The organism is Bradyrhizobium sp. WSM4873, from assembly GCF_055811355.1.
In genome coordinates this window covers 485,194-510,102 of sequence record NZ_JBVVPS010000001.1, presented here as the reverse complement: position 1 = coordinate 510,102, position 24,909 = coordinate 485,194, and the positions used below count along the sequence as shown (strand labels likewise).

Genomic DNA, 24,909 nt, shown 5'->3' with positions numbered 1-24,909 from the left:
GGCCGGAAAATGCTGCTTTTTCCCGGCCGGCGGGGCTTGGGAGTGTTTAAGGAAGATTTTACCATTCGGGCAGTCGGTCCGCCGTCCTGAGACGGGTTGTCATCCTGGATGGCCCGTCATTCGCTCTCGGGGGCGATGTTTGGTTTGTTGACGGAACCTAATCATTTGTACATTGGTACAAATAAACCGGCCTCGGTATCGCCCACCGGGGCGTGAGCGGATTGCAGCCTGCGCCAGATCGCGGGATCCGGTCCGGCGGATCGCGAGCCACGCCTTGGAGGACACCATGCAGCCCGAACCGATCCTCGATCTCGCTCATCTCGGCCACATGGAACTGCTGACGCCGAAGCCGGACGAGAGCCTGAAATTCTTCGTCGACGTAATGGGCATGACCGTCAGCGGACAAAAGGGCGACTCGGTCTATTTGCGCGGCTGGGACGATTACGAGCGCTATTCGCTCAAACTGACGGCGTCGAAGACGTCGGGCATGGAGCACATGGCATTGCGCGCGCGCAGCCAGCAGGCGCTTGAGCGCCGCGTCGCGGCGCTGAAGGGGTCCGGTTTCGACATCGGCTGGATCGACGGCGACATGGGGCAGGGGCCGACCTTCCGCTGCCGCGATCCCGATGGCCACATCGTCGAGCTCTATTACGAGACCGAATGGTATCAGGCGCCGCCCGAGCTGAAGCCGGCGCTGAAGAACCAGGCGCAGCGCTTTCCCGCGCGCGGCGTCAACGTCCGCCGCCTCGACCACCTCAACTGCCTCGCCACCGACATCAAGGCCAACCGCGAGTTCTTCGAGAACTATCTCGGCTGCCGGCTCACCGAGCAGATCGTGCTGAACGACGGCCGCGAAGCGGCGATGTGGCTGACCATGTCGAACAAGAGCTACGATTTCGCCTATTCGCTCGACCATTCCGGCACGCCCGGCCGCTTCCACCACGTCACCTACGCGCTCGACAGCCGCGAAGAGATTCTTCGCGCCGCCGACATCTTCCTGGAGAACGGCATCCACATCGAGACCGGGCCGCACAAGCACGCGATCCAGCAGACCTTCTTCCTCTATGTCTACGAACCCGGCGGCAACCGCGTCGAGGTCGCTAATGCGGGCGCGCGCCTCATTCTCGCACCGGACTGGAAGCCAATCGTGTGGACCGAAGAAGAACGCAAGAAGGGGCAGGCGTGGGGCCTGAAGACGATCGAGTCGTTCCATACGCACGGCACGCCGCCGGTGGACGTGAAGAAGCACGCTTAATGTGCTGAGGTCCGGAGGCGCGTGACTGTCTCGCGCACGCCGGTCCATGCCGGCCTGTCCGGTGCGAACTGCTTGCGCAGGAAGGTGACGAGTTCCGCGACCTGCCCATCGCTCATGCTGTTCTTGAAGGCCGGCATGTAGCCGAGATCGCTCGACACCGGCTCGGCGATGCCGTGCAGGATGATCTGTACGAGATTGTCCGATGTCGCGCTGTGCAGATTGCTGTTGAGCGCGAGCGAGGGGCGGCTGCCGAACAGCGGCAGGCCGCCGACCTCGTGGCAGACGGCGCAGGCGCCCTGATAGAGTCGCGCGCCGGTTGAGGACGCCATCCTGACTTGCGTTGAAGCTTCAAGCTTCAGAGCAATCGCATCCTGGGCTTTCCCGTCGGTCGCGGCATCATTGAACGAGTTGAGATAGACGGCCATGGCGCGGATGTCCTGGTCGGGCAGGGCCGCGAGATCCCTGACGATCGGCGCCATCGGTCCGGCAGCGACACCATGATATCGCGAGTGGCCCGTGCGCAAATAGGCGAAAAGCTCGTCCTCGCTCCATGGGATCGGCGCATGCGAGAGCGAGGTCAGCGGCGGCGCCTCCCAGCCCTCCGCAAAGCCGCCGGCGAGATAGGCGCCACGCTGCTCGGCGCCGAGCGCGTTGCGCGGCGAATGGCAGGCGCTGCAATGGCCGAGTCCTTCGACGAGATAAGCGCCGCGATTCCAGACTTCGGATCTGGCAGGATCGGGCTTGAACTCGCGCGTCTGGTGGAACAGCGCATTCCATCCGGCAAGTAGCGAGCGGAGATTGAACGGGAAAGCGAGCGTATTCGCAGGCTGCGTCGCGCGCACCGCAGGCTGCGCCATCAGGTAGGCATAAAGCGCCTGCATGTCGGCATCGTCAGTCTTCGAAAAGTGCGTGTAGGGGAAGGCGGGATAGAGTTGCCGTCCGTCGCGATGCAGCCCGTCGCGCATCGCGCGCTCGAACGCGGGATAGGACCAGGCGCCGATTCCGGTCTCGATATCTGGCGTGATGTTGGTCGCGTAGATCGTGCCGAATGGCGTCTCCAGTGTGCGGCCACCGGCGTTGAGCGCACCGCCGATCATGGTGTGGCACTCCGCGCAATTGCCGAGTGCAGCCAGTTGTTGCCCGCGCGCGATCGTCGCTGCGGAATAGACCGATGGGTCAGGCCGCGCGATCGGCGCGATGGCGCGGCTAGGCAAAAGAGCCGCGCCGATGCCGATCGCCGCGGTGCAGATCGCCGCGATGGTCGCGAAGATACCGGCGCGTTTGGCGAATGGATTCTCCCAGATATGGGACGGTTGTGGCGCAGGCGGAGCGGGCAGCGCCTGCGGCGTGGCCGGTGCGCCGCCGTGCAGCCCCTTCAGGATGCGCTCGGGCGTGAACGGCGGCTCGCGAAAGCGCACGCCGGTGGCATCGAAGATCGCGTTCGCAATCGCAGCCGCGCTCGGGACCGAGGCGGATTCGCCGACGCCGAGCGGCGGCTGGTCCGGCCGCGGCAGCAACAACACGTCGATCTTGGGCACGTCAGGGAAGGGGATGATCGGGTAGGCGCCCCATTCGCGCGCCGCGACTGCGCCGCGCTCGAACGAGACCTCCTCCATCAGCGCGCGGCTGGTGGACTGGATGACGTTGCCGTGGATCTGATGGCGCACGCCGTCCGGGTTGATCATGAGGCCGGAATCCTGGCCTGCGACGACACGCGTCACGCTGACCTCGCCGGTCGACTTGTTCACGGCAACGTCGGTGACCCAGGCCGACCACGCCGCGCCATAGCCGGGAAACTTGCTGTGGACGTAGAGCGCATAGGCAAAGCCGCGCCCATGCACGATCTCGCCGTCTTTCTCTCCGCGCACCGGCCGCGGCGTCCAGCCCGCCCGTTCGGCGACCGCATGGACGAGATCGACGGCGCGCTGGTCCTTCAGGTAACGCAGGCGATATTCGATCGGGTCGACGCCGGCCTCGGTCGCGGCTTCGTCGATATAGGATTCATGCGCAAAGGTGTTCGGGAGGGCCGAGACGCCGCGAAACCAGGACGCGCGCACGATCGGCGCCATGTCGTGGGCGACGACGCGCATGTGCTCGTAATCGTAAGGCGGGATCGCGGTCCGGTCGCCCATCTGGAGGACGTCCGGCTTCGGCGATATCCGCCCCGTCAGCAACAGCGCCAACGTCGGGGCGGCATTCGACGGATACCGCGTGGCAAGATCGTAAGCAGCGACGTTGCCCGCGGCGTTCAGGGCGCCATTGACGTCGATTAGCTGCGCGGTGCCTTTGGGCTCCCAGGCGTGCTCCTGCTGCCGCGTCAGCTGCACGCGCACGGGCCGGCCGACCGCGCGCGAGAGCAACAGCGCGTCCGCGGTGACATCGTCGGCGCAGTTGCGGCCGTAGCAGCCGGCCGCCTCCAACCTGATGACCTCGATCTCGCTCTCGGGACGCTCGATCAGCAGCGACAGGTCTGCGCGCAGCACGTGCGGGTTCTGCGTGCCCGACCAGACGCGGACGTTGCCGTCCTGGAAGTCGGCGACCGCACAGGACGGGCCGATCGAGGCATGCATCTGATAGGGCCAGACGTAGGTGCGCCGCATCGGCTTGGCTGCACCGGCAATGGCAGCATCGACATCGCCCTTGTCGATCAGCGTGCGCGGGGTGGACGGGTTGGCACGCAGCGCCGTCTCGACGTCGGCGAGATCCGTCAGTTCAGGCGTCGGTCGCCAGCTCACCGCAAGCTGCTCGGCCGCACGGATCGCGTTCTCCTCGCGCTCCGCGACGACGCCAACGAAATCGCCGATGCGCACGACGGCTATGATGCCGGGGATGTCGCGCACCGAGGATTCATCGACCGAAATCAGGCTGGTGCCGACGAACGGGCCGGCGTCAACGCCGGCATAGGGCGGGCGCACCACGCGGCCGTGCAGCATGCCTGATACGCGGATGTCGTGCACGAAGGTCAGCTCGCCCGTGGCCTTGGCGGGCAGGTCGACGCGGGGCATCGATTGGCCGACAATGGCGTAATCGCCGACCGGCTTGACGGCGACGTCGTCGGCAAGCTCGAGACGAATGGTCTCTCCGCCGATCAACTCCCCATAGCTGACGCTGCGATTGTCGTGCCCGCGCACAAGGCCATCTTCGATCCTGAGATCGGCTGCCCGCAGCTCCAGCCGCTCGGCCGCACGTGCGATCAGGAAGTGACGCGCCTGCGCGGCAGCTTTGCGCAGGGGAACGGCGGTGATCTGGATGGTCTCGCTGGCGATCGTGGCGCCCTGGTTTGGCACCGTTGCGGTGTCGCCGAGCACCACGACGACGCGGGCAAAGGAGACGTCGAGCTCTTCAGCCACGATCTGGCCAAGCGCCGTGCGGATGCCGGTGCCGAGATCGACATGACCATTGTAGGCTGTGACTGAACCGTCTGCCGTGATGCGGACGAAGGTCTCGGATGTGCACTCGTCCACGGTGCGGACGACGACGAGCGAACCCGGCGGCAGCTCAGCTCCGTTCGAAACAGGGGAGGCCATCAATCAGCGGTCCCGGCGAGTTGACCCGACGCGCGCATCACCGCGCGCAGGATTTCGACATGCGTGCCGCAGCGGCAGAGATTGTAGCGCAGCGCCGCCAGCGCCTCATGTTCGGTCGGCCGCGGGTTGATCGCAAGCAGCGCCTTGGTGGTCATGATCATGCTGTTGAGGCAGTAGCCGCATTGCGCGGCCTGTTCGTCGATGAAGGCTTGCTGCACCACATCCGGCTTGTCGCGGGTACCTAGCCCTTCGAGCGTCATGATGTCGCGGCCGGCGCAGCCACTGATCGGAATGACGCAGGAGCGCGCCGCCGCGCCATCGATCAGGACAGTGCAGGTGCCGCATTCACCGAGGCCGCAACCGTATTTCGGACCGTTGAGCGCGAGATCGTTGCGCAGCACGTAGAGCAGCGGCGTGTCCCGCGCCGCAGTGATCTCGTGGATCCTGCCGTTCACGGTGATGCGGATCGGTTTCTGCGTCATCCTCGTTCCCAAGTCGACTCGTCGAGCGCCGCGGCCAAAGCTTCGCGAAATTCCAGGTCCGCTCAAAATCTATGTTGCGACGATACCGTTTGTACACAAACGTGCAAGCCGTGCATGCCGCAGTGCAGCGCGAATGCCTTCTTTGTGGACAGAGCGGATAGGCAAATGAGGTTTTATGCGGCAGGCGCATATTTTGCGCCGCACCGCCGCTTGACAGCCATCGGGAGGGCGCGCAACATCGTTCGTGTACAAATGATAACTGCACTGTCGGCTGGCTTTGACATGGTGACTGAACCTACGAGCGCCGCCATCGACAAGATCCGCTGCGATGCGTGTCCGGTGATGTGCTACATCAAGCCGGGCGCGGCGGGCGCCTGCGACCGCTATGCCAATCACGAGGGCAAGCTCGTCCGCGTCGATCCGCATGTGATCCTGGAGCGCACCGTGTCGCATGGCGGCAAGCTCGTTCCGTTCAGCCGCACCGAGGATTGGGACGGCAAGATCGTCCACGAGCCTTCCACCTTTGTAACGGCGATCGGCGCGGGTACGACCTATCCCGACTACAAGCCGGCGCCGTTCATCGTCTCGGCGGAGGTCGACGGCGTCGACATGGTGACTGTCGTCACCGAGGGCATCTTCTCCTATTGCGGCATCAAGGTGAAGATCGACACCGACCGCTATCTCGGGCCGGAGACCGCGACCGTCCGTGCACAAGGCGAGGCGGTCGGTCATGTCACCACCAGCGAATACGGTTCGCAGATGCTGTCGCTCGGCGGCGTGCACCATCTGACCGGCGGCTCCAAGAAGGAAGGCCGCGTCACCTGCGACACGCTGATGGACCTCGCAAATTGCAAGGCGGTCGAGCTCACCATCGACGGCGGCGCGAGCGTGGTGGTGCAGGCCGGCCAGCCGCCGATCGTCAACGGCATGAAAGAAGAGCGCATGCGCGTCGGCTGCGGCTCGGCGACGATCGGCATGTTCGCCAAGCAATGGCACGGCAAGGTCGACGAGGTCGTCGTGGTCGACGACCATATCACCGGCGTGCTCTCGGAGCACCAGGCCGGCAAGCTGCTCGACATCGCCGACACCGGCATCAAGATGAAGGGGCGCCGCTCGACGCCCGGCCGCTATTTCCAGGTCGCCGATCCCGGCACGGGTTGGGGCGGCACCAATATCTCCGATCCGCTCGCGATCCTCGGGCCGTTCGACGCGACGGAGGCCAGGCCTGGCCTCTCCATGCTGATGGTCTCCACGACGGGCGAGCATTCGTCCTATTACGTGCTCGACGAAGCCTTGAAGCCGGTCGAGACCGAGATGCCGGATGACCTCAAGTTTTCGGTCGAGCGCATTCAGGAGAATTGCGAGCCGGCGCTGTGTACGGTGCTGTTCATGGCGGGCGCCGGTGGTTCCTTGCGGGCGGGCGTGACCGATAATCCGGTGCGGCTGACGCGCTCGGTGAAGGACGCTCTGACGCGCGTCACAAGTGGCGGCGCACCTGTTTATGTCTGGCCGGGCGGCGGCATCACCTACATGGTCGATGTGACGCAGATGCCGGCGGGCGCATTCGGTTACGTGCCGACGCCGGCGCTGGTCGCGCCGATCGAATTCACGATGAAGCTGTCGGACTATGCGGCGCTCGGCGGGCACATGGATTATGTGAAACCGCTCGCCGAAGTTCAGCGCGGCGACGACGTCCGCCAATTGCCGTGGCAGAACCCGATTCCGGGACCTCGGGCATGACAAGGCTCCCGCAAATCGCGTTGCTGTCTGACGGCCGGCGGCTGCATTTGCAGGATGGACCGATTGATTTGGTCGCCGAGGCGACGGGGGCCGCCGACGCAGTGCGTGCAGCCTATGAGGCTGCCGCCCGGCGCTTCACGGGGTTACTCGACGAACTCTGCGCGGAACTGCCGGAGCTGCGGACCGCCGTCGACGGCCCAACTTCGTTGAGAGGCGTTGTGGCGCGTCGTATGCACGCCGCGGTGGCGCCCTATGCCGCTGACGGCTTCATCACGCCGATGGCCGCTGTGGCCGGCAGCGTGGCGGAGGAGGTGTTGGGCGCGATGCTGAACGTTGCGGCGCTCGAACGGGCCTATGTCAACAATGGCGGCGACATCGCCCTGCATCTCTGCGACGACCAGCATTTTTCGGTCGGCCTCATGGACCGGCCCGATCGCGACGGGGTGATGCGGACAATCAAGGTGGGCGCCGATGATCCCGTGCGCGGCATCGCGACCAGTGGGCGGCACGGCCGCAGCTTTTCGCTCGGGATTGCCGATGCGGTGACCGTGTTGGCCGGAACGGCGTCGCAAGCCGATGCCGCCGCGACGATCATTGCGAACGCCGTCGATTTGCCGGGGCATCCCGCCATCGTCCGAAAGCCAGCCAGCGAGCTTCAGCCCGACAGCGATCTCGGCGCGCGGCTCGTGACCCGTGACGTCAGGGGATTGTCGCAGAACGAGATCACCACCGCGCTCGAATCTGGCGCGGAATGTGCACGGCAACTATTCGATCGCGGATTGATCGAGGGTGCCGTGCTGCAGCTTTGTGGTGATATGCTTGTCATCGGGACCAAAGATATTGAACGGCAACGATCGCGCCCGCTTGTGCCGGAGATCGCGGTTCATGCCTGAACAGGGAAGCGGCTTGAGGAAACAATCATGAGCGCGATCATCCGCAAGATCGTCACCGTCGTCGAAGAGACGCAGATGGAGATGGGCCGCCAGGTCTCGCCGCCGACGCGGCGTGCGGCGGCAATCGCCGTGATCGAGAACCCCTTTGCTGGAAAGTATGTCGAGGATCTCTCGCCGCTGATCGCGATTGGCGAGGAGCTCGGCGAACTGCTGTCGAAGCGTGCGGTGGCGGCGCTCGGCATCGACGGGTCCAAGGCGCAGAGCTATGGCAAGGCTGCGGCCGTCGGCGAAAACGGCGAGCTGGAGCATGCAGCCGCCATCCTTCACCCGAAAATGGGCGCGCCGGTGCGTAAAGTGCTGAGCAAGGGCGCTGCGCTGATCCCGTCGTCGAAGAAGCGCAGTGGACCCGGCACGACGTTGGACATTCCGCTGGGCCACAAGGATGCAGCTTTCGTGCGCAGTCATTTCGACGGCATGGAAGTGCAGATCAACGACGCGCCGCGCGCCAACGAGATCATGGTCGCGGTTGCCGTCACCGACAGCGGGCGTCCTTTGCCCCGGGTCGGCGGGCTGACGGCTGCGGAGATCAAGGGCGAAGACGGACTGCGTTAATCTTTTCAGAAAAGTGGAGGTTGGGATGCAAGCAAAGAAGTATTTTGTCGGTGCGGCGTTCGCGCTGTTGGCAAGCGGCATGGCTCATTCGGCCCTGGCGCAGGACATCAAGATCGGCGAGATCAACAGTTATTCGCTGCTGCCGGCGTTCACCGAGCCCTATCGCAAGGGCTGGCAGCTCGCGGTCGAAGAGATCAACGCAGCCGGCGGCATCAACGGCAAGAAGCTCGTCGTCGTGTCCAAGGACGACGGCGGCAAGCCGGCGGATGCGCAGACCGCGGCCAACGAGCTGGTGTCGAGCGAGGGCGTGGCGATGCTGACGGGTACGTTCCTGTCGAACATCGGTCTTGCGGTCAGCGATTTCGCCAACCAGAAGAAGGTGTTCTTCCTGGCGGCCGAGCCGCTGACGGACGCCATCACCTGGTCCAAGGGTAACAAGTACACCTTCCGACTGCGACCTTCCAACTACATGCAGGCGGCGATGCTGGTGGAGGCAGCCAGCAAGCTGCCGGCAAAGCGCTGGGCGACGATCGCGCCGAACTATGAATACGGCCAGTCCGCGGTTGCCGTATTCAAGAAGCTGATGTCGGAGAAGCGGCCCGACATCCAGTGGGTCGATGAGCAGTGGCCGCCGCAGGGCAAGATCGACGCCGGTCCGGTGGTGCAGGCGGTTGCCGCGGCAAATCCCGAAGCGATCCTCAACGTCACCTTCGGCGCGGATCTCGTCAAGCTCGTGCGTGAAGGCAACACCCGCGGCCTGTTCAAGGGACGCGAGGTCGTCTCGTTCCTCACCGGCGAGCCCGAATATCTCGACCCGCTCAAGGAGGAGACGCCCGAGGGCTGGATCGTCACGGGGTATCCCTGGTACTCGATAAAGACGCCCGAGCATGACGCGTTCCTGAAGGCCTATCAGGCCAAGTACAACGACTATCCGCGCCTCGGCTCGATCGTCGGCTACCAGACCATCAAGTCGGCGGCGGCGATCCTGGCGAAGGCCAATTCGACCGATCCGGAGAAGCTGATTACTGCGGCGGAAGGACTGTCGATGCCGTCGCCGCTGGGCGAGATCACCTTCCGCAAGATCGATCACCAGTCGACGCTCGGTGCCTATGTCGGCAAGACCGCGCTGAAGGACGGCAAGGGTGTCATGGTGGACTCGTCTTACAAGAAGGGCGCGGATTATTTGCCGAGTGATGCCGAAGTCGAGAAGCTGCGTCCGAAGGATTGATCTCCGCTGCCGTAGGGTGGGTTGGCCGGAGGCGTAACCCACCACTTCGGTGCCGCACGACAAGAAGGTGGGTTACGCTTCGCTAACCCACCCTACAAGGTCAGCGCTTCCCGCGGGGTGCGCACTGAAACCCAACCCGGACCGCCGATGGCCTTTTACGTCGTACAGTTTCTGACCGGTCTCGCCAGCGCAGCGTCGCTGTTCCTGGTGGCGTCGGGCCTGTCGATCATCTTTGGCGTGACGCGGATCGTGAATTTCGCGCACGGTGCGTTCTACATGATCGGCGCCTATATCGCCTTCACGCTGACGGAGCGCCTATCGGGGACGTTCGGCTTCTGGGGCGGGATCGTCATCGCGGCGCTTGCCGTAGCGGTGATCGGCGTCATTGTCGAGATGGTGCTGCTCCGGCGCATCTATCACGCGCCCGAGTTGTTCCAGCTGCTTGCGACCTTCGGCCTGACCTTGATGGTCGAGGACCTGGTCGTCCTGATCTGGGGCCCGGACGATCTCGTCGGGCGCCGTGCACCCGGCTTCAAGGGGGCGATCGACTTTTTCGGCCAGAACATCCCGAGCTATGATTTGTTCCTGATCGTGCTCAGTCCGGTCGTGCTCGGCATTCTCTGGCTCCTGTTCCAGCGCACGCGCTGGGGCGTTCTGGTGCGCGCAGCGACACAGGACCGTGACATGGTCGCAGCGCTCGGCGTCAACCAGAAATGGCTGTTCACGAGCGTGTTTGCGGTCGGCGTTTTCCTCGCCGCTCTCGGCGGTGCGCTCCAGATCCCGCGCGATGCCGTGCATCACGCGATGGATCTGCGCATCATCGTCGAGGTTTTCGTCGTCGTGGTGATCGGAGGCCTCGGCAGCATCATCGGCGCTTTCGTCGCGGCGGTGCTGGTCTCTGAGCTCAACGCCTTCGGCATCCTGATCTTTCCAAAGATCTCCATCATCCTGGTCTTCCTGGTGATGGCAGCGGTGCTGATCGTGCGGCCCTGGGGCCTGTTCGGCAAACCTGAGGCCCCCGCGCGCAAGACGCCGGGCCTCACGGTCAATCCGTGGCGACCGCTGACGTCGAATGAGCGGCTGGCTGCGCTTGCAGCGCTCGTCATCGCGGCGACGCTGCCGCTGTTCGCCGGCAACTATGCGCTCACGGTCGGCTCGGAGATCGCGATCTCAGTCATCTTTGCCGTCAGCCTGCACTTCCTGATGTCGGTCGGCGGGCTTGCCTCCTTCGGCCATGCCGCCTATTTCGGCCTCGGCGCTTACGGCGTCGCTTTCCTCGCCAAGATGGCGGGACTGCCGATGATCGTCTGCCTGTTGCTCGGGCCGCTGCTGGGCTGCATGGGCGCTGCCGTGTTCGGCTTCTTCGCGGTACAGCTCTCGGGCGTCTATTTCGCGATGCTGACGCTCGCCTTCGCGCAGATCGTTTGGTCCATCGCGTTCCAATGGGTGAGCGTCACCGGCGGCGATAACGGCATCCTGGGCGTCTGGCCGGCGAGCTGGGCGGCGAGCCCATCGCATTTTTATTGGCTGTCGCTCGGCGTTGCGGCGCTCGTGACGATCGCGTTGCGGGCCATGGTGTTCTCGCCGTTCGGCTATGCGCTGAGGGCGACGCGCGACTCGCTGCTGCGCAGCGAAGCGGTCGGTATCAACGCCAAGCGCATCCAGTGGACGGCCTTCGTGATCGCGGGCACGACCGCGGGCATCGGCGGCGCGCTGTTCGCCTATCTCAAGGGCAGTGTCTTCCCGGACAATCTCGGCATCTCGCTCTCGGTCGATGCGCTTGTCATGGTGCTGCTCGGCGGCGTCGAGACGGTGTCGGGCGCGGTGATCGGCGCCATCGTCTACAAGGCCTTGAACATCTGGCTGGTCAGCCAGACCGATTTGTCAAAACTCGTGCTCGGCGGCTTCATCGTTCTGATCGTCGTCGTCTTCCCCAAGGGCATCGTCGGCATGCTGGAGATGCTGGCGCAGCGCCGCAGGAAGGTATCGCCGCCCGGGTCACCCTTGCTTGCCCAGCCGATCGAGTCCGCCGAATGAGCGTCGCCCCCCCACTTCTCGCGGTCGAAGGCCTGACCAAATCCTATGGCGGCGTCCATGCCGTGCGCGGCGTCTCGTTCTCGCTGCGATCAGGCGAGATCCTGGCGCTGATCGGACCGAACGGCGCGGGTAAGAGCACCTGTTTCGACATGCTCAACGGCCAGAACAAGCCTGATACCGGCCACGTCCGCCTGCTCGGCGAAGACACAACCGGCAGGAAACCGCGCGAGATCTGGCGGATGGGCGTGGGCCGCACCTTCCAGATCACCGCGACTTTCGCGACCATGACGGTGCGGGAGAATGTGCAGGTCGCGCTGATCTCGCACGGCAAGCAATTGTACAATCTTTGGGGCTCGGCGCCGAACTTCGACCGCGGCGAAGCCGGGCGACTGCTCGAGCTGGTCGGCATGGGCGGCTATGCGGATCGCCCTTGCGGCGAGCTTGCCTATGGCGATCTCAAGCGGCTCGAGCTTGCCGTCGCGCTCGCCAACCAGCCAAAGCTGCTGCTGATGGACGAGCCGACCGCCGGCATGGCGCCGCGCGAGCGCGTCGACTTGATGCGACTGACCGCGCAGATCGCCCGGGAAAAATCGATCGGCGTTCTCTTCACCGAGCACGACATGGACGTGGTGTTCGAGCATGCCGATCGTATCATCGTGCTCAACCGCGGCACGCTGATCGCCGAGGGCTCGCCCGCCGAGGTCCGCGGCAATCCGCAGGTGCAGGCTGTCTATCTCGGCGAGGGCCTGCTTTACGAGGCCGGGCATCGCGAGGGAGCATCGGCATGAAGCTCACGGTGCAGGACCTCAATAGTCACTACGGCCCGGCCCATATCCTGTTCGACATCGGCTTCGAGGTCGGCGAGGGGGAAGTCGTGGCGTTGCTCGGCCGCAACGGCGCCGGCAAGTCGACGACGTTCCGTTCGATCGTCGGACTTGTCGCGCAGCGCTCGGGACGGATCATGTTCGAAGGCAAGGACGTCTCGGCACGTCCCACACATGAGATCGTGCGGGATGGGCTTGGCTACGTGCCGGAGGAGCGGCGCATCTTCACTGATTTGACGGTCGAAGAGAATCTGGAGGTGGGCCGCCAGCCGAAGCGCCCGAACGCGCCGCACTGGACCCGCGACAAGCTGTTTTCGTTGTTCCCAAACCTCGGCGAGATGAAAAATCGCCCGGGCGGGCGCATGAGCGGCGGCGAGCAGCAGATGCTCACCATCGCACGCACACTGATGGGCAATCCGTCGCTGGTGCTGCTGGACGAGCCCTCGGAAGGCCTGTCGCCGAAGATCGTGGAGCAGATGGTCGATGCCATCCTGACCATGAAGAAGGAGGGCGTCAGCATCGTCGTTTCCGAGCAGAATCTGCACTTTGCGCGGCTGATCTCCGATCGCGCCTATATCATCGAGCGCGGCCGCATCTGTTTCGGCGGCACCATGGCCGAGCTCGACGCGCGTCCGGATATCCGCGACGCACATTTGTCGTTGTGAAGGCAAAGGGCAAGGGTATCGAGCGGATGGCGAGAAGCGTCGCGGCGAAGAAAAGCGTCAAACCAGCAAAGCCGCCTTACGTGCTCGATGAGCAGGTTGGCTTCATCCTTCGCCAGGTCTGGCAGCGCCACAGCGCGATCTTCTCTCGCGAGATCGGCACCAATATCACGCCGACGCAATGGGCAGCGCTATCGAAGCTGGCCGAGGCCGGGCCATGCTCGCAGAACCAGCTCGGGCGCCTCACGGCGATGGATGTGGCGACCATCAAGGGCGTGATCGATCGTTTGACGGCGCGCGGCCTCACCGAGACCAGCCAGGATCCCGAGGACGGACGGCGGCTTCTGGTCAGCCTGACGCGCGCGGGGCAGCAGCTGGCGGAAAAGGTCGCTCCGAATGCGCTCGCGATCACACGGGAGACGCTGGCCCCGCTCGAGGCAAGGGAGCGCGATATGCTCATGGCGCTGTTGAACAAGCTGCGGTGAGGCGCGACTAACCTCGATGAAGGTCTTGTCGAGGTTTTTCGGTATGAGAGCGGCGACGCAGTTTGCGATGGTTCTGAATATGAGTGCGGTGCTGGCGGGCCAGTGTGCTCCAGCCCTGGCGGCGCAAGCCTATGAGGGGTTCTGGGCGTCAACCAAAAAGGACTGCCGCGACCAGGACAGCGCCAACCGCATGAGCATCGAGGGCGGCAACCGCCTCTATTGGTACGAGACCAGGTGCCGCGCCAGCGAGATCACCGCCGATGGAAAGCTCAGCTGGAAAATGAAGCTCGCCTGCGAAGGCGAGGGCGAGAAGTATCGCTCTAGTCCCCGGGTTTCCATTGCCGCGGATGGCAAGCTGGTGATGGACAACAGCCCGGTCGGGCCAGGCAAGCGCCAGACCTACGTGCGTTGCGAAATCGCAAAGCGCCGTTGATTGGGTGATCAGCTTTTCCCGAGGGACCGCGCGGAGCGGCGAACCGCTCCGGCTGCGTCACTTCGCCACCACCTCCGGCACCCGGCCGGCCGGCGGGGTGTTGCGGCTGCGCTGCGTGCGCACGATACCATCGATGATGGTCATACCGATGCCGGGGAGGTCGCCGAGCTGGACGCTGTCCAAAATGTTCTTGCCGGCCGAATGCTGCGCCTTGTCCATGATGACGAAGTCGGCGGAACGGCCGACTTCGATGAGGCCGCAATCGAGCTCGCGCATCCGCGCCGTGTTGCCGGTGGCAAGGCAAAACGCGACCTCGGCCGGTAGGTCGCCAAGCGAGGACAGCATCGACACCATGCGCAGAATGCCGAGCGGCTGCACGCCGGAGCCGGCCGGCGCATCGGTGCCGAGGATGACGCGGTGCAGATCGCCCATCTCGCGCGCAATGCGCAACGTGAACAGCGCCGAGCGCTCATTGCCGTTGTGCACGAGCTCGAGGCCGCGCTTGCAGCCCTCGCAGATGCAGCGGATCTGATCGTCGGGAAGCGCCGTGTGGCCACCATTGATGTGGCCGACCACATCGGTGTCGGCCTCCAGCACCACGTCCTTGTCGATCAATCCGGAGCCGGGGATCGAGGGACCGCCGGTGTGGATGGTGCTCTGGATGCCATATTTGCGGGCCCAGCCGACCATTTTTCGCGCCGTGGGGCCGTCCTTGACGCCGCCCAGGCCGACTTCGCCGAGCAGCTTGACGCCGGCTGCGGCCAACTCCTTGAAGTCCTCCTCCACCATCTCGCATTCGATCACAGGCGCGCCGGCGTGAACCTTCACCCCGCCGGGCCGCAGATTCCAGAATGCGCGCTGTGCGAAGATGGCCATCGCCTTCAACCCGACGACGTCGCGCGGGCGGCCGGGCATATGCACTTCGCCGGCGGAAATCATCGTGGTGACGCCGCCATGCAAATTGCTGTCGATCCAGCCGATCTGGTTCTGGCGCGGCGTCCAGTCGCCCGCAACCGGGTGGACATGGCTGTCGATCAGGCCGGGCGCCACCGTGGTGCCGTTGGCCTCGACGATGGTGGTCGCGCCTTCGGTGTTGAGATCCTTGAAGCGGCCGATCGCGGTGATCTTGCCGTTCTCGGCGACGATGGTGTCGCCGTCCAGGATCGGCTTTTCCAGCGCGCCGGACAGGATCAGGCCGATATTGCGGATCACGAGCTTCGAGGGTCCGGTGGCCTGGGGTGCGTCATGCGCCATGGAATGGGTCCTTATCCTTAACTGCAACGCTTCCGATCTTGGGCAGCCTTGACCGCGGGATCAAGCCGGATTATTCATTAGTATACAAATGATCGTGTACAAACGACGCATAGCTGCCGCCTTGAAAACCGCCACGACGCGCCACGGAAGGGTGAGATGAGCAATTTCAATCAGGAAGCCGTTTTGAGCGTCCACCACTGGACCGACACGCTGTTCTCCTTCAAGACCACCCGCAGCCCGACCTTCCGCTTCCGCAACGGCGAATTCACCATGATCGGGCTCAAGGTCGGCGAGAAGCCGCTGCTGCGGGCCTACAGCGTCGCCAGCGCCAATTACGAGGACACGCTGGAGTTCTTCTCGATCAAGGTGCCGGACGGCCCGCTCACCTCCCGGCTCCAGCATCTGAAGGAAGGCGACGAGATCATCGTCAGCCGCAAGGCCACCGGCACGCTGGTCATCGACAATCTGGAGGACGGCCGCAACCTCTACCTCATCGGCACCGGTACGGGCCTTGCGCCGTTCCTGAGCGTGATCAAGGACCCCGAAACCTACGAGCGGTTCGAGAAGGTCGTGCTGCTGCACGGTTGCCGGCACGTCAAGGAGCTCGCCTATGGCGAGATGATCACCGAAACGCTGCCCAAGGACGAGCTGATCGGCGAGTACATCCGCAATCAGTTGATCTACTATCCGACCGTGACGCGCGATCCCTTCCGCAATCGCGGCCGCATCACCGACCTCATCACCTCGGGCAAGCTGTTTTCCGATATCGGCCTGCCGGCACTTGAAGCCGCCCACGACCGCGTCATGATCTGCGGCAGCCCGGCGCTGGTGGCGGATACGCGCGTGCTCCTCGGCGAGCGGGGGCTTGTCGAGGGCAATCACGGCGAGCCGGCCCAATTCGTGGTCGAAAAGGCCTTCGCCGAACGCTAGGCCCGGAATTTTCACGCAATAAGACCGTATTTTCGCCGCCGGACGCCCGTTGCGGCGCCGATTCGGCGCGCGATACACTGCGGGAGCGAATCAGCGGAGTTCCCACATGGTTGCGGACAGCGACAGCAACATCGCCTGGCACCGGGTTCAGTTGAAGAAGAACCGCGCCGAGCTGAAGGCGCTCGAGACCGCGCGCTTCACGATGGGCGAGATCGCGTCTTCGAAGCGGAACGGCCAAACCCAGAAGGCGGTCGGGGAACTCAAGCGCAAGATCGCGCAGTCCGAGCGCGCCATCGCCGATCACGACAAGCGCACGCGCCGTCCGCTCACTACCGACCTGCAGAGCCTCAGCAACGGCAGCTGGAGCAATTGGGACGCTTACACCAATCAGCAGCAGCGCAAGATCGGCCCGCGCTCACCGGGGCGGGGGTAGACTCGTCGTCGCTACGCCAGCGCTGCCGAAGCGAAGTTCCGTACCCCTTGCGCGGGCAATGACGCGCACCATTTCGGTGAGGCGCCATCAACCGCTCCGGTGATCACATGGCACCACGCCTCGATTTCACCAGCGAGGCTTTCTTTCGCGATCCGCCCAAGGCGATCGCAACGTTGCGCATGTCCGGTCCTGTGGTCGCGGCGCGATTTCCGTTCGTCGGGGATGTCTGGATCACCACGACCCATGAGGCCACGGCGCAAGTCCTGAAGGACGGCACCAGTTTCACGCTGCGCAAGGAGGATGGCAACGTCGCAGGTTTGCGCTGGTGGATGCCGAACTCCGTTAGAACCATCGCCAACAATATGCTGACGATGGACGAGCCCGACCACACAAGGCTGCGCAGCATCGTGGACGAGGCGTTCCGGCGCCGCGCGATCGTCGCGATGGAGCCGCGCATCCGCGCCATCGCGGACGGTCTCGCCGACGAGCTGTTCTCGGCGGGAAGCCCGGCCGATCTCGTGCAGCGCTACGCCCGCATCCTGCCGCTCGCGGTGATCTCCGAGCTGCTCGGATTGCCGCTGGCCGATCGCCCTCGCTTCATCGCCTGGGCCAATACGATGTCCTCTCTCACGAACGTTGCCAGCTTCTTCCGCCTGCTGTTCGCGTTCCGCAAGATGCGAGCCTACCTCGAACGGCAGTTACAGATTGCGCGGGTGCGGGGCGGCGAGGGCCTGATCGCGGAGCTGGTCCAGGTCGAGCGCGAGGGCGGCCAGATCACGCCGGACGAAATGGTGTCGATGGTGTTCCTGCTGCTCGCGGCTGGCTCCGAGACCACCACGCATCTCATCAGCGGTTCTGTCTACGAACTCCTCAGAAATCCCGGCGTCCGCGACTGGCTGGCCCAGGACTGGAGCCGCGTCGGGTTCGCGGTGGAGGAATTCCTGCGCTTCGTGTCGCCGGTGCAGTTCTCCAAGCCGCGCTATGTGAGGCGGGATATCGAGCTCGCGGGCGTGCGTCTCAACAAGGGCGATCGCGTCATGGTGATGCTCGCCGCCGCGAACATGGACCCGGCGATGCATGAGCGTCCCGAGAGCCTCGATCTCGCGCGCAAGCCGAACCGTCACATGTCCTTCGGAACGGGCATCCATTTCTGCCTCGGTCATCAACTTGCGCGGATCGAGGCCGCGTGCGCTCTGGAAGCGCTCTTTGTGCGATGGCCAAAACTTGGCTTTGCTGTGGACGTGTCTCAGATCCACTGGCGCAAGCGACCGGGCATGCGCGCGATCGCGAACCTCCCTGTCGTGCCGGACGGTCACGGAGCAGCTGGATCGATGATGGTTCGTTCCCAGCCAGCGGCTTACTGAGCCTTATACCCTTGCGGAATTTCTCTGCATTCGTCGGTAGGAACGGCATGCCGTTGCTCTGGTTGTTTTTGCGACATCAAAAGCCGCGATGAGTTCCTCCGGTCGATGTCGCAGACCAACAACAGGAGACAGCATCATGACCGGCAAGATGCCACCTGTTCCCGCCGAGAACCAAAGCCCGAAGGGAACCGGCGACAGCAAGCAAGTGTCCTCGACTGCCCCGCGCGGCCAGCAGCGTGCGCAAAATCCGGACCAGCAAGGGCAGCAAGGCAACGCCAAGCAGAACACCACCAACCAAGGCTATCAGCAAGATCGCTGAGGAGGGGACATGTCGACGTCCACCAAGACACCGAACAGCATCCGCCAAGGCGGACCGGGCGCATCGCATGAGAACGCGAAGGCACCGCTTGAAGTGAAGAAGCCACCAGCGGACGAGCCGCAGCGCAACCACAGCCGCGTATCCGGCGGAGGTGGTGAGCACGATTCACACCACAGGCATGACGAGGCCGGAAAAGCCGAGGCAAGTGAGACATGACCAATAAGCAACCCAAACTCGACGCACCGACCGAAAAGGATCTGCGCGAAAACCCGCTCATCGGCGGATCGAAGGGCGCAACGATGGCCGGTATCTCGCCTGAGGACCTCGAGGACGCTCTGGGCGAGAACACGATCGAAGGCGATGTCGACAACGACGTGAACGCCACTGGCGGCATCGACAAGGACGTCGCGCGCCGTGGCGCCCGCCGCCGCGCCCCATAGCTCCGGAGGGCGAGCATGCAAGGCAAGAAGACCCACGAGCAACAGGTTCGCATCCTCGAGCGCAAGCCGGATGTTCCGGACGCGCGAGAGCTTGACCAGGCCATCGGCCACAATCCGGAGGACACGGCCGTCCATCGCGCGCGACCTGAGGCGCGGCAGAGTGAATTTCCGGTGAGCCGGGGCGGCCTCAACCAGGAAAGCGATCACAACAAACACAACGATACCGGCCAGAGCGGCCACAAGCCGCCGAAACCGACGCCGGCACAGCAGAAGCACTGAGCTTCACGGCTATCAAAGCAAGAGGAGAAAAAGATGCCAGGTGGTCATGGCAGCAAGACGCATTTCAGATCGGGCATGCACGGCAAGGGCGACGGCACCGGCGCCATGACGGACGTGCCCAAGGACAAGATCGGCGACAACATGGTCCTGTCCAACCGCGACAAGAAGCAGCATTCCGACATTCGCGGCATGGACGGCAAGGCGATCCAGACAGATCAATATCAGGATCACTCGGCCAACCGGCTCGACGAGGAGCCGGGCACCGACGAGACGTGAGAGCGGCGTTCCTCCCGGCTAAACTCGCGGACCGGTCTTCAGCCGGTCCGCTTTTTTGTCGATGCCATCTCGCGTTCCCAGCCGAACACGGAGCGGCCGTCGAGATCGGGTGAGGCGGCACGCTCGCCGGTGATGAACGCATCGACCGACGGCCCGCGCGCGGTGCGCTCCAGCCGCCGCGCCTGGTCGTCGAGGCGCTTGATGGCCTGCATCTCATCCTCGCGCCCGAGCTTTGCGTTCTGGATCGCCCCCTTCAGCACGCGAATAGTTTCGTCGTAGACCTTGATCGGAACGGGGTAGGGGTGCCGGTCCTTGCCGCCATGGGCGAGCGAGAAGCGGGCGGGATCGTTGAAGCGGTAGGGCGCGCCGTGCACCACCTCGGCCACCATCGCCAGGGAACGGACGGTGCGCGCGCCAACGCCGGGCGTCAGCAGCAGCTCCGGAAAGTCGACCGGGCCGCGCTCGGCCGCGGCCGCGAGTGTGCCGTGCAGGCGACGCGCGAACACATCCTTCGGCCGGACGTCGTGATGCGCGGGCATGATCAGGTGCGGCAGCATCCCCTGCGCGGGCTCGGGCGCAGTCCCGGTCAGCCGCTCGAATTCTGAAAGGATGCGGTCCGGGCCGAGATCGCTCAGAAGCTCGAGCTGCGCGGCGCGCGAGATCTCGGCGCGATGGTCGGTGAGATTGACGATCTCGCCCTGCAGCGGCCCGTCGATCGCGCTGTGCGGGGTATCGACAAAACTCTTCAAGGCCTCGGAATGCCAGTGATAACGGCGGGCCTGCCGCTTGTCGCCGTTCATGCCCTGCTGCACCACAGTCCATTTGGCGTCGGAAGTGACGAAGAACCCGTGGAGGTAAAGGTCAAAGCCGTCCTGGACCGCCGCGCTGTCAACCTTGGCCACGAGGCGACTCGCACGCGTGAGCTTTGCGCCGTCGAAGCCGACGCGATCGCCGAGCTGCATCAGTTCGTCCGGGGTCTTGCGCGAGTGCTGGCCACGGCCGCCGCAGACGTAGATTCCGAGCTCATCCTGGAGCGGTCCCAACCCGCGCTTCAGCGCCCCGATCACGGAGGTTGTGATGCCAGAGGAATGCCAATCCATCCCCATCACGGCGCCGAAGGACTGGAACCAGAACGGGTGCGAGAGCCGCTGGAGGAATGCATCGCGTCCGTAGTGATGCACGATCGCCTGCGTGACGATCGCGCCGAGCGAAGACATGCGGGTCGCCAGCCAGGGTGGAACCCGGCCGGTGTGAAGGGGAAGATCGGCGCTGCCGGTCCGTCGAGTCATGATTGACCAGAAATAGCGCAGTTCGGCGATGATTGCACCAGAGGGATGCTGCATTGCACAGAGCGGTGGAGCGAACCACGCTGTAATGCGTTGAGCGGCAAGCGCGAATGCAAATGCGGGGACTTTAATGAATCGGCAGACCATTTTGGCCGACATCGACAGGATGTTCGGGTGGATACCGTCGTGGTTCGTCGGCCTCTGTCTGGTCGCTGGCGCTATTCTGATGGCCCTGTCGATCTATCGCCTCTCGGTTTGGCTGTTCAACCGCGCCTTCGGAACCCGTCTCCCGCTCGTGAGCGTGTTCATCGCGCGCACGGCGGGCCCTGCTCAGTTGGCCCTCAGTCTTGCCGCCGTAGCCTTGGTGCTGCCGCTCGCGCCGCTGGACGATGCCTTCCGCACGCCGCTGACGCGCCTGTTCGTCGTCGCCTTCATCGCGCTGATCGGCTGGATCTCGATCCGGATCGTCGATATGAGCGCGGCACGGTATCTCCTGAACTTTCGCGACGTCACCGAGAATTTTGTCGCGCGCAAGCACGTCACCCAGGTCCGCGTCTTCAAGCGCGTCGCCGATATCATCATTGTCATCATCACGGTGTCGACCGCGCTGATGACGTTCGACTCGGTCAGGCAATATGGCGTCAGCCTGTTCGCCTCCGCCGGTGCCGCGGGTATCATCGTTGGTCTTGCCGCCCGACCGCTGCTGAGCAATCTGATCGCGGGCATGCAGATCGCGATCACCCAGCCGATCCGCATCGAGGATGCCGTGATCATCGAGAACGAGTGGGGCTGGGTCGAGGACATTGCCTCGACCTATGTGGTGATCCGGCTGTGGGACTGGCGCCGCATGGTGGTGCCGCTGTCCTATTTCATCGAAAAGCCATTCCAGAACTGGACCCGCGACACCGCGTCCCTGATCGGGGTGATTGCGTTCCATGTCGATTATCGTGCCGACGTGCCGCGGATCCGGCGCTGGCTGGAAGAAGCAGTGAAGGAGTCCAAGCTCTGGGACGGCGAGGTGGTCAACCTCCAGGTAGTCGATGCGGATTCGCGCACCATCGAGCTCCGCGCCCTCGTCAGCGCCAGGAACGCGCCGCAGTCCTGGGACCTGCGCTGCGAGATGAGGGAGAAGCTCATCGCCTTCATCCGCGACGAGATGCCGGAAGCGCTGCCGCGAGAGCGCGCGATCCTGATCCCATCGGGGGGAGGCGACGATGAAGCCGATTTCGTGCGGCGTCCCGCGCCGCCAGAGAAGAGGCGGGCGAGCGCACGCAATTGACCTACTCGCGCGTCGCCCCCGTGGCGCCGCGCGATCCGGCCTGGCGCTGGATCGTGTCCAGCGCGCCGGTCCTCATGCGAAGCACCTCATTGCGCGCGGATGTCGGCGGCCTTCAGCACCGGCTCCCATTTGATCGCCTCGGCATGCATGTAGGCGTCGAATTCCCTCGACGAAGAACCGACCGGGGCCGCGCCGATCTTGCCGAGCGTCGAAAGTACGTTCGGGTCCTGCAACGCCGCCTTTAGATCGGTTTCGAGCTTCGCCACGATCTCCGGCGGCATTTTCGCCGGGCCAAGAACGCCCCACCAGACGGAGACGTCGTAACCCGGCACACCCGACTCGGCGATGGTCGGAACATTGGGCAGCGCCTTCGAGCGCTCGGCCGAGGTCACCGCGAGTGCGCGCACCGGGCCGCCTTCGATCTGGCTGATGGCCTCCGCAAGTGGATTGATGCTGAGCGGGATGTCGCCGGCGATGACGGCGGTTAGCGCGGGCGCGCCGCCCTTGTAGGGGATCGCGACGATCTTGGTGCCGGACATGTATTTCAATAGCTCACCGGCCAGATGCGCAGAGGTGCCGTTGCCGGACATACCGTAGGAGAGCTTGTCAGGGTCCTTCTTCGCCGCAGCGAGGAGATCGCCGAGCGTCTTGTAGGGGCTGTCCTTGGCGACGACGATCGCGAGCGGTGAGGAGGCGACCTCGGTGATCGCGGTAAAATCCCTAAACGTATCGTAGGGTACGCTCGGATAAATGAACTGATTGAGGGGATGACCGCTCGCGACCAGGATCAGCGTGTAGCCGTCGGGGGCGGCCTGCGTCAGGGCCTGCGAGGCGACGATGCCGCCGGCGCCGGGGCGGTTGTCGACCACCGGCTGCTGGCTCCAGGTCTTGGCCAATGCCTGTGCGAGCGTGCGCGCGAGCACGTCGACCGCGCCGCCGGCCGCGTAGGGCACCAGGATGTGAACCGGCTTGCTCGGATAGTTGTCGGCGGCCTCGGCGCCGCCGCCCGCCAGCAGCAGACCGGCACCCAGCATCAAGCCGCCGATCTTTTTGTTCAAACCCAGCATTTTCCAGCACTCCTTGCGGGCGTCTGCGCGAACCGTCGCTCTTTCGAGCCGTCGGGACGCCGCCCACGGTTTTTGTTGACGAGACCTGATCTTTTGTACGATAGTACAAATCACATGATGCGCAACCCCGCCAGCAAGGAAACGGCCCGCAAGCCGAACATGCGCGAGGCGATTCTCGCCGCGGCCGAGGAGTTATTCGCTACCAACGGCTTCAACGCCGTGTCGGTGCGCGATATCGCGCAGGCCGCCGGCGCCAATCCCGGCAGCGTCACCTATCATTTCAAGACCAAGGACGGCCTGCTGCTGGAGATCTACCGGCGCCATTGCGGGCCGATGAACTTGCGTCGTTCCGAGCTGCTCGCGGCCGCCAAACGCGTGCGTGATCTCCAGGACCGGCTCGAAGCAGTGGTGCGGGCCTATGTCGTGCCGGCCTTCACCTCGGGCAGTGATCTTGCCGGGGGCGGGGCGCGGTTCACGCGGCTGCGCGCGGTGATGTCCGCGGAGGGCAATGAGGTCGCGCGAAAGATCATCGCACAGACTTTTGACGACACCAGCCACGCCTTCATCGATGCTGTTCACGAAAGTCTGCCGCACGTTCCGCGCACCGATATCGTCTGGCGTAGCCACTTCCTGCTCGGCGCACTCTATTATTCGCTGGTGACGCCGGATCGCGTCTCGCGCCTGTCGCGCGGCGAGGCCGACGGCAGCGATGCCGCCAGCGCCATCGAGCAATTGGTGCAAGCCACCGTGGCCGCGTTCCAGGCACCGGCGCTGGATCAGGCGCCAGCACGGCGACGGTCGGTCGTCGGCAGCAAGACTTAAAGACGCGGTCCCGTTCGGCGGTTTATCTGATGGCAATGATGTACACGCCGACCATTCCGCCGCCCAACCCGAACACGCGCACGCCGAAGTTCAAGCTGCCGAAGCTGGCATGCGATGCGCATTGCCACATCTTCGGGCCCGGCGCGAAATACCCTTACGCGCCGGACCGTTCTTACACGCCGCCGGATGCGCCGCTCGCGGATTTCCGCGCGTTACATGCCAAGCTCGGCGTTGGACGTGCCGTCATCGTCAATGCCAGTGTGCATGGCACCGACAATACGGTGGCGCTCGACGCTATCGCGCAGAGCAAGGGGGCCTATCGCGCGGTTGCCAATATCGACGACACCATCACCGAGCCCGGGCTCCGCGTGCTGCACGAGGGCGGCTTCCGCGGCTGCCGCTTCAATTTCGTCCGCCATCTCGGCGGCGTTCCCGACAAGCGGGTGTTCGACCGTATCGTCGCGATGGTCGCGCCGCTCGGCTGGCACATCGACCTGCATTTCGACGCGATCGACCTGCCCGAATACGCCGATATGCTGACCAGGCTGCCGCTGAGCTACACGATTGACCATATGGGACGGGTGAAGGCGTCCGAAGGGCTCGATCAGCTTCCGTTCAGGATCCTGATCGAGCTGATGCAGCGCGACGAGAAGTGCTGGGTCAAGATCTGCGGCTCGGAACGAGTGTCATCGGCCGGTCCGCCGTTCACCGATGCCGTGCCGTTCGCGCGAAAGATCGTCGAGACCGCACCCGACCGGGTCATCTGGGGCACCGATTGGCCACATCCCAACGTCAAGACGATGCCGAACGACGGCGATCTCGTCGACCTGATCCCGCTGTTCGCGCCGGAGCCGGAGTATCAGCAGAAGATCCTCGTCGATAATCCAGCGCGCCTGTTCGAGTTCGACCAATGACGGCGCTTGCGATCGACAAGCCGCGCGGCCGCGTCGCTTGATGAACTTATGACGTTGACGAACAGAAG

26 protein-coding genes are annotated in these 24,909 nt (G+C 64.4%); 21 read left to right on the top strand and 5 right to left on the bottom strand.

Translation table 11 applies throughout. The features are described from left to right. The first annotated feature begins 286 nt into the window (after positions 1-286). Positions 287-1,255: a catechol 2,3-dioxygenase gene (locus tag AC0L21_RS02505; RefSeq protein ID WP_473257671.1), complete on the top strand. Its 969-nt coding sequence runs from the start codon at positions 287-289 to the stop codon at positions 1,253-1,255. Here AC0L21_RS02505 and AC0L21_RS02500 read toward each other — a convergent pair. Continuing rightward, positions 1,252-4,782, bottom strand: a complete 3,531-nt coding sequence (locus AC0L21_RS02500; RefSeq protein ID WP_473257668.1) for a molybdopterin cofactor-binding domain-containing protein — start codon at positions 4,780-4,782, stop codon at positions 1,252-1,254. The two genes, AC0L21_RS02505 and AC0L21_RS02500, sit on opposite strands and share 4 nt — an antisense overlap. After that, positions 4,782-5,264, bottom strand: coding sequence for a (2Fe-2S)-binding protein (locus AC0L21_RS02495; RefSeq protein ID WP_473257666.1), 483 nt, complete (start codon positions 5,262-5,264; stop codon positions 4,782-4,784). Before AC0L21_RS02495 ends, AC0L21_RS02500 begins: the two co-directional genes overlap by 1 nt. Before the next feature lie 282 nt (positions 5,265-5,546). Between AC0L21_RS02495 and AC0L21_RS02490 the strand changes: the two genes are divergently transcribed. The 9 genes from AC0L21_RS02490 to AC0L21_RS02450 all read left to right on the top strand — a co-directional run bounded on the left by AC0L21_RS02490 (position 5,547) and on the right by AC0L21_RS02450 (position 14,178). Continuing rightward, positions 5,547-7,004 (top strand): 6-hydroxynicotinate reductase, encoded by a 1,458-nt coding sequence (locus AC0L21_RS02490; protein WP_473257664.1) that lies wholly within the window; start codon positions 5,547-5,549, stop codon positions 7,002-7,004. Then, positions 7,001-7,897, top strand: coding sequence for a UPF0280 family protein (locus tag AC0L21_RS02485; protein WP_473257662.1), 897 nt, complete (start codon positions 7,001-7,003; stop codon positions 7,895-7,897). Before AC0L21_RS02490 ends, AC0L21_RS02485 begins: the two co-directional genes overlap by 4 nt. A 27-nt stretch (positions 7,898-7,924) precedes the next feature. Further along, positions 7,925-8,509: an amino acid synthesis family protein gene (locus AC0L21_RS02480; protein ID WP_211399699.1), complete on the top strand. Its 585-nt coding sequence runs from the start codon at positions 7,925-7,927 to the stop codon at positions 8,507-8,509. Positions 8,510-8,534: 25 nt separating this feature from the next. After that, on the top strand, positions 8,535-9,737 hold the full coding sequence (locus tag AC0L21_RS02475; RefSeq protein ID WP_473257660.1) for an ABC transporter substrate-binding protein: 1,203 nt from the start codon (positions 8,535-8,537) through the stop codon (positions 9,735-9,737). A gap of 147 nt (positions 9,738-9,884) precedes the next feature. Continuing rightward, positions 9,885-11,774, top strand: coding sequence for an ABC transporter permease (locus tag AC0L21_RS02470; RefSeq protein ID WP_473257655.1), 1,890 nt, complete (start codon positions 9,885-9,887; stop codon positions 11,772-11,774). Then, complete coding sequence (locus AC0L21_RS02465) at positions 11,771-12,562, top strand: ABC transporter ATP-binding protein (protein ID WP_473257653.1); 792 nt, start codon at positions 11,771-11,773, stop codon at positions 12,560-12,562. The genes AC0L21_RS02470 and AC0L21_RS02465 overlap by 4 nt, the downstream gene beginning before the upstream one ends. Next, positions 12,559-13,263, top strand: coding sequence for an ABC transporter ATP-binding protein (locus tag AC0L21_RS02460; protein WP_027569464.1), 705 nt, complete (start codon positions 12,559-12,561; stop codon positions 13,261-13,263). The genes AC0L21_RS02465 and AC0L21_RS02460 overlap by 4 nt, the downstream gene beginning before the upstream one ends. Positions 13,264-13,289: 26 nt before the next feature. Further along, complete coding sequence (locus AC0L21_RS02455) at positions 13,290-13,745, top strand: MarR family winged helix-turn-helix transcriptional regulator (RefSeq protein ID WP_473257651.1); 456 nt, start codon at positions 13,290-13,292, stop codon at positions 13,743-13,745. Positions 13,746-13,788: 43 nt separating this feature from the next. Then, on the top strand, positions 13,789-14,178 hold the full coding sequence (locus AC0L21_RS02450; RefSeq protein WP_473257648.1) for a hypothetical protein: 390 nt from the start codon (positions 13,789-13,791) through the stop codon (positions 14,176-14,178). Positions 14,179-14,235: 57 nt separating this feature from the next. On the opposite strand, the gene AC0L21_RS02445 is transcribed toward AC0L21_RS02450, so the two are convergent. Beyond that, a complete protein-coding gene (locus AC0L21_RS02445) occupies positions 14,236-15,432 on the bottom strand; it encodes an amidohydrolase family protein (protein WP_018459312.1) in 1,197 nt (398 codons plus the stop codon). A 156-nt stretch (positions 15,433-15,588) separates the two neighbouring features. Between AC0L21_RS02445 and AC0L21_RS02440 the strand changes: the two genes are divergently transcribed. The 8 genes from AC0L21_RS02440 (at position 15,589) to AC0L21_RS02405 (ending at position 19,473) form a co-directional block, all read left to right on the top strand. Then, positions 15,589-16,362: a ferredoxin--NADP reductase gene (locus tag AC0L21_RS02440; protein ID WP_106943076.1), complete on the top strand. Its 774-nt coding sequence runs from the start codon at positions 15,589-15,591 to the stop codon at positions 16,360-16,362. Between the two features lie 106 nt (positions 16,363-16,468). Continuing rightward, the gene (locus AC0L21_RS02435) at positions 16,469-16,795 is read left to right on the top strand and encodes a hypothetical protein (protein ID WP_473257645.1); all 327 of its coding nucleotides are present in this window, start codon (positions 16,469-16,471) and stop codon (positions 16,793-16,795) included. Between the two features lie 107 nt (positions 16,796-16,902). Continuing rightward, positions 16,903-18,159 carry a cytochrome P450 gene (locus AC0L21_RS02430; protein WP_473257643.1) on the top strand — a complete coding sequence of 419 codons (1,257 nt, stop codon included), beginning with the start codon at positions 16,903-16,905 and terminating at the stop codon, positions 18,157-18,159. 136 nt (positions 18,160-18,295) lie between these two features. Next, the gene (locus tag AC0L21_RS02425; RefSeq protein WP_473257641.1) at positions 18,296-18,478 is read left to right on the top strand and encodes a hypothetical protein; all 183 of its coding nucleotides are present in this window, start codon (positions 18,296-18,298) and stop codon (positions 18,476-18,478) included. 9 nt (positions 18,479-18,487) lie between these two features. Further along, the gene (locus tag AC0L21_RS02420; RefSeq protein ID WP_473257639.1) at positions 18,488-18,694 is read left to right on the top strand and encodes a hypothetical protein; all 207 of its coding nucleotides are present in this window, start codon (positions 18,488-18,490) and stop codon (positions 18,692-18,694) included. After that, a complete protein-coding gene (locus AC0L21_RS02415) occupies positions 18,691-18,918 on the top strand; it encodes a hypothetical protein (RefSeq protein WP_473257637.1) in 228 nt (75 codons plus the stop codon). The genes AC0L21_RS02420 and AC0L21_RS02415 overlap by 4 nt, the downstream gene beginning before the upstream one ends. Positions 18,919-18,933: 15 nt before the next feature. Further along, entirely contained in the window at positions 18,934-19,197 is a 264-nt protein-coding gene (locus tag AC0L21_RS02410; RefSeq protein ID WP_035992883.1) for a hypothetical protein, read from the top strand. A 33-nt stretch (positions 19,198-19,230) separates the two neighbouring features. Next, positions 19,231-19,473, top strand: coding sequence for a hypothetical protein (locus AC0L21_RS02405; RefSeq protein ID WP_473257635.1), 243 nt, complete (start codon positions 19,231-19,233; stop codon positions 19,471-19,473). A gap of 38 nt (positions 19,474-19,511) precedes the next feature. Here AC0L21_RS02405 and AC0L21_RS02400 read toward each other — a convergent pair whose 3' ends face one another. Next, positions 19,512-20,762, bottom strand: a complete 1,251-nt coding sequence (locus AC0L21_RS02400) for a DUF763 domain-containing protein (RefSeq protein WP_473258369.1) — start codon at positions 20,760-20,762, stop codon at positions 19,512-19,514. A 127-nt stretch (positions 20,763-20,889) separates the two neighbouring features. On the opposite strand from AC0L21_RS02400, the gene AC0L21_RS02395 reads away from it, so the two are divergent. Continuing rightward, on the top strand, positions 20,890-22,038 hold the full coding sequence (locus AC0L21_RS02395) for a mechanosensitive ion channel family protein (protein ID WP_473257633.1): 1,149 nt from the start codon (positions 20,890-20,892) through the stop codon (positions 22,036-22,038). An 86-nt stretch (positions 22,039-22,124) separates the two neighbouring features. Here the strand turns inward: AC0L21_RS02395 and AC0L21_RS02390 are convergent, their stop codons facing one another. Then, the gene (locus AC0L21_RS02390) at positions 22,125-23,105 is read right to left on the bottom strand and encodes a tripartite tricarboxylate transporter substrate binding protein (protein WP_473257629.1); all 981 of its coding nucleotides are present in this window, start codon (positions 23,103-23,105) and stop codon (positions 22,125-22,127) included. A 114-nt stretch (positions 23,106-23,219) separates the two neighbouring features. Here AC0L21_RS02390 and AC0L21_RS02385 point away from each other — a divergent pair, with 114 nt between their 5' ends. Beyond that, positions 23,220-23,927 (top strand): TetR/AcrR family transcriptional regulator, encoded by a 708-nt coding sequence (locus AC0L21_RS02385; RefSeq protein ID WP_473257627.1) that lies wholly within the window; start codon positions 23,220-23,222, stop codon positions 23,925-23,927. Between the two features lie 29 nt (positions 23,928-23,956). Then, positions 23,957-24,841, top strand: coding sequence for an amidohydrolase family protein (locus AC0L21_RS02380; RefSeq protein WP_473257625.1), 885 nt, complete (start codon positions 23,957-23,959; stop codon positions 24,839-24,841). The last annotated feature ends 68 nt before the right edge of the window (positions 24,842-24,909 follow it).